The sequence below is a fragment of the Anaerocolumna sedimenticola genome (genome assembly GCF_009931695.1).
GTDB classification, from domain to species: domain Bacteria; phylum Bacillota; class Clostridia; order Lachnospirales; family Lachnospiraceae; genus Anaerocolumna; species Anaerocolumna sedimenticola.
In genome coordinates, this window is the sequence record NZ_CP048000.1 from 1,864,970 (window position 1) to 1,872,500 (window position 7,531).

A 7,531-nucleotide genomic window follows, 5' to 3' on the forward strand; every position below is an offset into this window, starting at 1 on the left:
AGTTCACAGGATAGAATAACTATGCTATAATAATAGTGAAAAATAGTAATTTTGTCAGTTTCTTCTGTTCGTTTTATTCTGTGATGGATGCAAAAGGGAAAGGCGGGTAGATTTTATGAAAAACGTGATTACAATAAGCAGGCAGTACGGAAGCGGAGGAAGAGAAATTGGTAAAAAGCTTGCCGATAAACTTGGAATCCCATTCTATGATAATGAATTAATAAACCTGGCAGCAAAGGAAAGCGGATTTTGTGCTTCAGTTTTTGAGAATGCGGAAAATAAAGCAACAAATAGTTTATTATATTCCATTGCCATGGGTATGAATGCATATGGAAACCAGGAATTAGGATTTACAAACCTGTCTTTAGATGACCGGATTTATCTGGCTCAGTCAGATGTTATCCGGAAGGTGGCACAGAAAGGGCCATGTGTTATTGTAGGCAGGTGTGCAGACTATGTATTAAAGGATACACCCGGAGTTATAAATGTTTTTATTTGGGCAGATATTGATTTCAGAATAAAGAGAGTTATGGAATCGGATAATCTGACGGAGGCAAAAGTTATCGAAAGAATTCAAAAGATTGATAAAGGCAGAGCTAACTATTACAACTATCATTCATCTGAAAAATGGGGAAGAGCAGAAAATTATCATTTATCCCTGCGAAGTGATTTTATTGGAATTGACAGTTGTGCAGACTGCATTAAATCTTATATTGAATACGCTAATAATAAATGAAATAGGATAACCTTTATTTACTGGGTAATTGCGATACAAAAGAAAAGTGTCGTAATTACCTAGATTATTTTCGCGTGAGAACCTGCATTGACGCTTCATGAACGGTCGAGCCTGGTCCGGTGCTTCTTCCGATTAAAACTACAATAATTGAAAGGTTTGGTTAATGAAATGAATTGGAATAATAAGTTAAATAAGAGATATACCTTAATATCTTTATATGTGATTGTAACCTGTATCATTATTTACTGTTTAAGTTTAGTGGCAAAAAGTGCTCCTTCTATCATAAAAGATATCATGAGTAAAGTTAATTGGTTTATACAGGTGGCTAAACCGATCTTACTCGGCTTTGTGTTTGCATATCTTTTTGATCCGTTGAATGATTTTTTTGAAGAAAAATTAAAGAAAATAAAAATTAAAAACAGACAATTAAAAGCTACCCGGTCATGGGCTGTTTTGATAACTATCATACTGTTTTTATTGTAATTATCGGAATTATATCCATACTGGTTTTCACCGTAACCGACCAATTAAGACTTGCTAATTTTGATGATATTATAGTATTGGTTAATTCTTATTTGAATACATTTAACGATTTCTATAATTCCATATTGACCAAACTGAATGATTTAAATATTCAATCCAATGAAATAACACAATATGTTAAGGATGCCGCAACCTATGTCTTAAATTATTTAAAAATGGCCGGAATGTCCATAGCATCCTCTATCAGTAATATTTCCTCCTATATTACTACCTTTTTGTTTTCATTTATCATTGCTATTTATTTTATGATTGACGGAAAAATGATTTTAGATTATATAAAGAAAGTTGGCAGAGCTTTATTAAGTGATAAATGGAATCTAAGAATCGCAAAGTTTCTGGCTGATGCAGACAGCGTCTTCTCCGGATACATAAGAGGGCAGCTCACAGATGCATTAGTAATGGTGATTTTAATCAGTATTACCCTTTCAATTACCGGTGTAAAGTTTGCGGTGATTATCGGTATATTAGCCGGTATAGCTAATCTTGTTCCCTACCTTGGTCCGTTAGTTGCTTATTTTAGTACCGCACTGGTTTGTATTATTAATGGACAGTATAAGACATTAATCGCTGCGTTAATCGCTTTATTTATCATTCAGGCCATTGATGGAAATATTATAGCACCCAAATTACTTAGCCACAGTATTCAGATTCATCCCGTATTAGTTATAATCTCCTTGATATTTGGCAGCGCAATAGGAGGTTTACTTGGTATGCTTTTGGCAGTCCCGGTAGGTGCACTTATTAAAGTTTTATTTGTACGTTATATTAATCACCAATTGGAAAAAAAAGAAATGGAGAATAACAATATTTCGGATTAGATATTATTATTATATTAAATAAAACCTGACATTATTTAACAAAATGTCATAAAAATGTAAGAAATAATATAGTCTTTATTTAATAAATTTAGAGTAACATAAACGAGAGACAAGAATACTAAAAAGGGAGGAGGATGCCAGGGTGGATGACCAGATTGAGAAGATAATCGAGGTTAAGAACGTTAAAAAAGTATATCGAATGGGCAGTGAAAAAATATATGCGGTTGATGATGTAAGTTTTGAAATACTTAAAGGTGAGTTTTGCTGCCTATTAGGAACTTCAGGTTCAGGTAAATCAACCCTTCTAAATCTAATGGCTGGTATAGAGAAGTTATCGAGCGGTCAGATCATTATTAAGGGTAAGAAGATACATAAGATGAACGAAAACAGTCTGGCTAGATTCAGACAGCGGTATTTAGGTTTTGTTTTTCAATCTTACAACCTTATGAGTTCTATGACGGCCTTGGAGAATGTGGAATTTCCTTTAGTATTTAAGAGAGTCAAAACAAAGGTCCGAAAAAAGATGGCCAGGGATATGCTGATAAAAGTTGGACTGGGTACAAGATTATCTCATAAACCGAAAGAGATGAGCGGCGGGCAGCAGCAGAGGGTCGGGATAGCCAGGGCTTTCGTAGCAAAACCGGAAATTGTATTTGCTGATGAACCAACCGGTAATCTTGATACAAAAACGACAATGGAAGTTATGAATCTGATTAAAAGTATAGCCAAAGATAATAACCAAACCATTGTAATGGTTACTCATGACAGAAGACTGGCAGATTTTGCGGACAGGATCATACATATTCTAGATGGAAAAATTCAAAGTGTTGAACTGGTTCACAAGCCAAATGGTGTAAATGAAGATTATAATAATAATTTGGAAGAGAATAATAATGAGAACGGTACGGAATATGAATCAGTGCAATCTGACTCCACACAAACCGAAACAACACCTGCCGGTTAGCTGATAGAAGCACCTGCACAATAATAGCAAGCCGGTAATTGAATATAAATTAAGCTGCGTATAATTAAATTTTCTGATTTTTCGGATCAGATAATTACAGGGAATGAGAAAATTAAGGAAGTAGAGGGAGAAAAAATGAAAAGAGTAAGAAAAATTTGTACTGCAATCTTAACTCTGGCATTAATCTTAAGTAACATAATTGGCAATGTGATTATTGCAGATGCAGAAACTTATAGTAATAAAGCGACGGCGATTAAATTTGAAGGAGCGGTAAGTGATATTGAAGGAATACCTGGGGAAACCGTACACGTTAAATTACCTGTCAGGGCAATCAACGGTTATATTTTTGACCCTTTAATAAGAGTAGATACGAATGATATGCCTTTTACGGTATCTAATATTTCCTATTCTGCAGAGGGGAATACGCCTGAAAATCCTCCGGCCGGAATATCGGATTATGAGGTTACATATATAGAATTTGATGTTAAAGTAAAAGAATCCGCAAAGATAAGCAGGTATAAATTAAAGGTAAGTGTGGAATTTACTGCTGTGGATCATGACGATGAATCCGTTGATCCATTTACCTTAGAGCTTCCTACTGCATATCTGGTAATTAATAAAGAAAAAGAGCCCGCCCAATTGACGGTTGATAATATAGAATTTAACGATGCAATTATAGGTAATGATACAAAGTTATCATTTTTGATTAAAAATGAAGGAGAAATCACAGCCCATGATGCCTATTTCAGTATCAACGGTTATGATGAAGCAGGAATTATTCCCAGGTATTCCAAGTTAAAACAATCTGTAGACGGAGATGGCAATGTGCCTGCTGGCTCAGCTTGTTATGTTGAGCTGCCGGTAAGTATCTCTTCTACCGCCACAGCCGGTACTAAAAAACTGACCGTTAAGATGGAATATAAAAATGAAGAGGGAGAAACCGGCGAAAATTCGGTTGAAATATATCTTAATATTAAAAATGACAGTATGGCTCCTAAGATAGAAGTAGTCAGTACTAAGTATGCCAGTGAATTGAAAGCGGGTGACAGCTTTAACCTGGTCGCCACTTTACGCAATACGGGAGAGAAAAAAGCGGATGAAATAGAAGTCTCTGTTGGAGGATTGGGTACAAGTAGTTTTCTGCCGGGTTATACAACAAAAACCATAGCCGTAAAAGACTTAAAGTTTAATAATAAAATCGATGTAAAGATTCCATTGATTGTATCCCATGATGCAACGGCAGGATTAAAAGAAGTGCCCTTAACCATCACCTATAAAGATGATGCAGGTGTTGAACTTACAACAACTTCAACATTATATCTGGAGGTAGTTTCAGCTGACGGAGTGGATGCTGACGGTAAACCGAATATAGTAGTAAGCAATGTATCTCAGAATCCTGCACAGCCTAATGCGGGGCTCGTATGGATGTATCATTTGATCTTGAAAATAAGAGTAAAATTAATATAAAAGAAATTAAAGTTTCTATAGTAAGTGCTGAGGGTGCCAGTTTTACCCCGATGAATTCGGAACCATATCAGTACATTGATAAATTAGATGGCCTTAAGAAGAAAAGAATTACGATACCGTTAAGCGTTTCTGAAAATGCACCGGAGGGAACAAACAGCCTCAACTTAAAATTGGACTATAAAGTAGCAAACGGCAAAACTCAGTCCGATACAGCAACTTTATTCATTCAGAATGTTCAAAACAGTGGAATAGGATCCAGTAAACCGAAATTAATTATAAGTAATTTTTCAACTGATAATGAGGAGTTAAGAGCAGGTAATACCTTTAATTTTAATTTTGATATTAAAAATACACATTCCAGTGTGGATGCCCGAAATATAAAGGTCACTGTATCACAAGCAGATAATGTGTTTTCTGTTACCAAAGGCAGCAACACTTTCTACATAACTGAGATACCAGCTGGAGAAACGGTGCAGAATACACTGGAACTAAGAGTAAAAGCAGATGCCACAACCAAAGCTTACCCGTTAGAAATAACGATGGAATATGAATACGAGGGTGCTGAACCCAATCCTCAGACAGGAGAAATAGGAGAGACGGCTAAAGAGACAATTAATCTTCAGGCTGTGGAAAATTCAAGACCTGTAGTTGATAATGTAGTTGTAGGTTCCTGGGATGCTCCCGTAGTGAACCAACCAACTGCATTAACCTTTGAATTTTTTAATATGGGTAAATCTACTCTTAACAATGTTCACGCTACCGTGGAAGGAGATTATTCTTTAAGTACGGGAAATATGTACTTTATCGGTAATGTGGAAGCAGGCAGCCAGGAATATGCAGAATTAGAAGTAATACCAACAATGGAAGGGCAGGCAAAAGGAACTCTGGTAGTAACCTTTGAAGACAGCAACGGTGATGAAGTTACTATAAAGAAAGAATTTGAGGGGATGATACAAGGAGAATTTGTACCGCAAAACGGAGGAGATATGGGAGGAGATATACCGGTTGTGGATACGGCAAAACATCCTATACTTCCAGTTTGGGCTTTTGTGCTTTTACAAATTGCGATTTTAGTTATAATAACTCCAGTCACAAGAAAAGTAAAACTAGGATTATATAGAAGAAAATTAAGAAAGCAGGAAGAAGCAGAATAGGCCTGAAAGGAGGAAACTATGACTATATTTATGGATCAGGAATTTAATGTACAGGTATTATTAAATGATGCGATGGTTAAAAGTGCCGCAGGTGAATCCGGTACAGAAGCAGACGGTGGGGAAATAGTGGGAGAAGTTCCGGGTACGGCAGGTGGTGGCAAGGATCCGCTCCTCTCAAGCTGGCCTTTTGTTATCGGAATCACTGCAGTTACTATGGCAGTAAGTATTTTATTTGGTATTTTATTAGCTAAAAGAAAAATAAAAAAGGGATATGAGCTTTATGAGGATTAGCGATTTAATAAAAATGGGTCTAAGGAATCTAAGCCGCCGAAAAGCCAGGACGGCTTTGACAGTTACCGGCGTGGTCATAGGTACCATTTCCATTGTAGTTATGATTTCTATCGGTATTGGAATGAATACTAACTTTAAATCACAAGTTATGGAGCAAGGCAGCTTAACAACCATAAATGTAGAACGTTATGCTAATATTATGGATGAAGAGGGAAACTACGTGAATTCTAAAGAGCAGGTTATGAATGACTCTTTAGTGGAACAGATTAAAGGACTGGAACATGTTAAGGCAGTAGCGCCGATTATATCCACAGATGCTACACTGCATTCAGGAAAATATGAGTCCTATGTGCAGATAAATGCAGTTGACAGCAGTATGTTTGATGAGTTTGATTTTCCTTTATTGACCTCCGGCAGTTATCCTTCGGCTGAAGATAACCATGTAATTGTATTTGGCAGTGATACACTTATGAATTTTTATAATCCATACGTCAGAAGCAGTGCTCAAAAGGAAATTGATTTAAACAAGGATAAGGTAACATTAGGTTTTAATCGGTACCAGGTCGATCAGAAGAAAAAACCATTTAGCCTGAAAATTAACGATTTTGCAGTAATGAATCGAACGGAAAATTATGAATATGATTACTTTTGCTATATGGACATTAATTATTTTCGAAGCCTTTTTAAAAAATATACCAACACCCTAAAAGCAGAAGATCGTAAAAAGGCGTTAGCCAGCATTGAAAATTATGGAACAATAAAAATAACGGTTGATAACATCAAAAATGTTACGAAAGTACAGGATAAGATTGAAGAATTAGGTTATCAGACTTCAAGTTTGGCTATGTATCTGGAGCCGATGCAAAAGACCTCTAATATGCTCCAAATGGTTTTGGGGGGGATTGGTGCCATTGCTATGTTAGTTTCAGCAATTAATATTGCCAACACCATGATTATGTCTATTTATGAACGAACCAAAGAAATTGGTATTATGAAAGTATTAGGCTGTATTATCCGTGATATTAAAAAACTATTTCTTTTTGAAGCAGGTATGATTGGTTTAATTGGAGGGATAATAGGTATAATACTAAGTTATATTGGTTCATGGGCGATTAATAAATTTGGTCAGCCATTATTTAAAGCTTTATTATCAACCAATTATATGTACGATATGGAAAGTGCTAAGTTTTCTGTTATTCCTATATGGCTCCCCTTTTTAGCAGCTGGTTTTGCAATTTTAGTTGGTATTTTATCCGGCTATTATCCGGCTAACCGAGCTACTAAAATCAGTGCAATCGAAGCTATGAAAACAGATGGTTGATAGACCTAAAATATGTAAGTACATAAGTTATTAAAATTTTTTAAAATAAAATGGATTGATATACCCAGATAACGGTACAGGGGTTGCGCAATGTTGCGTCAGCCCCTGTATTGTTATCTAGGTATTAATTATTTACCTGTAATCGAAACGATAATGTGTATAAGAAGTGAAACCTTTGACTATAATAAAAATATCAAAAAATGTCTAAAAAAATATTGACATTCTATTTCATGTATG

Annotated in this window: 8 protein-coding genes; all 8 read left to right on the forward strand. The window is 35.6% G+C overall.

Going from position 1 to position 7,531, the window contains the following annotated elements; all coding sequences use genetic code 11:
• The first annotated feature begins 115 nt into the window (after nucleotides 1–115).
• A complete protein-coding gene (locus Ana3638_RS08355; RefSeq protein WP_161837616.1) occupies nucleotides 116–736 on the forward strand; it encodes a cytidylate kinase-like family protein in 621 nt (206 codons plus the stop codon).
• Nucleotides 737–904: 168 nt separating this feature from the next.
• Nucleotides 905–1,219 carry a hypothetical protein gene (locus tag Ana3638_RS08360; RefSeq protein ID WP_161837617.1) on the forward strand — a complete coding sequence of 105 codons (315 nt, stop codon included), beginning with the start codon at nucleotides 905–907 and terminating at the stop codon, nucleotides 1,217–1,219.
• Nucleotides 1,180–2,097, forward strand: a complete 918-nt coding sequence (locus Ana3638_RS08365; protein ID WP_161837618.1) for an AI-2E family transporter — start codon at nucleotides 1,180–1,182, stop codon at nucleotides 2,095–2,097. The genes Ana3638_RS08360 and Ana3638_RS08365 overlap by 40 nt, the downstream gene beginning before the upstream one ends.
• Before the next feature lie 199 nt (nucleotides 2,098–2,296).
• Entirely contained in the window at nucleotides 2,297–3,061 is a 765-nt protein-coding gene (locus Ana3638_RS08370; protein ID WP_202621628.1) for an ABC transporter ATP-binding protein, read from the forward strand.
• 135 nt (nucleotides 3,062–3,196) lie between these two features.
• Nucleotides 3,197–4,528, forward strand: coding sequence for a COG1361 S-layer family protein (locus tag Ana3638_RS08375; RefSeq protein WP_161837619.1), 1,332 nt, complete (start codon nucleotides 3,197–3,199; stop codon nucleotides 4,526–4,528).
• Entirely contained in the window at nucleotides 4,483–5,682 is a 1,200-nt protein-coding gene (locus tag Ana3638_RS08380) for a COG1361 S-layer family protein (RefSeq protein WP_161837620.1), read from the forward strand. Before Ana3638_RS08375 ends, Ana3638_RS08380 begins: the two co-directional genes overlap by 46 nt.
• Nucleotides 5,683–5,700: 18 nt before the next feature.
• On the forward strand, nucleotides 5,701–5,973 hold the full coding sequence (locus tag Ana3638_RS08385) for a hypothetical protein (RefSeq protein ID WP_161837621.1): 273 nt from the start codon (nucleotides 5,701–5,703) through the stop codon (nucleotides 5,971–5,973).
• A complete protein-coding gene (locus tag Ana3638_RS08390; protein WP_161837622.1) occupies nucleotides 5,963–7,294 on the forward strand; it encodes an ABC transporter permease in 1,332 nt (443 codons plus the stop codon). Before Ana3638_RS08385 ends, Ana3638_RS08390 begins: the two co-directional genes overlap by 11 nt.
• Nucleotides 7,295–7,531 lie beyond the last annotated feature (237 nt).

Excerpts from the sequence above, each read along its gene's own strand:
- Ana3638_RS08355 (WP_161837616.1), top strand. The coding sequence starts at position 116 with ATGAAAAACGTGATTACAATAAGCAGGCAGTACGGAAGCGGAGGAAGA.
- Ana3638_RS08360 (WP_161837617.1), top strand. The coding sequence starts at position 905 with ATGAATTGGAATAATAAGTTAAATAAGAGATATACCTTAATATCTTTA.
- Ana3638_RS08365 (WP_161837618.1), top strand. The coding sequence starts at position 1,180 with ATGGGCTGTTTTGATAACTATCATACTGTTTTTATTGTAATTATCGGA.
- Ana3638_RS08370 (WP_202621628.1), top strand. The coding sequence starts at position 2,297 with ATGGGCAGTGAAAAAATATATGCGGTTGATGATGTAAGTTTTGAAATA.
- Ana3638_RS08375 (WP_161837619.1), top strand. The coding sequence starts at position 3,197 with ATGAAAAGAGTAAGAAAAATTTGTACTGCAATCTTAACTCTGGCATTA.
- Ana3638_RS08380 (WP_161837620.1), top strand. The coding sequence starts at position 4,483 with ATGGATGTATCATTTGATCTTGAAAATAAGAGTAAAATTAATATAAAA.
- Ana3638_RS08385 (WP_161837621.1), top strand. The coding sequence starts at position 5,701 with ATGACTATATTTATGGATCAGGAATTTAATGTACAGGTATTATTAAAT.
- Ana3638_RS08390 (WP_161837622.1), top strand. The coding sequence starts at position 5,963 with ATGAGGATTAGCGATTTAATAAAAATGGGTCTAAGGAATCTAAGCCGC.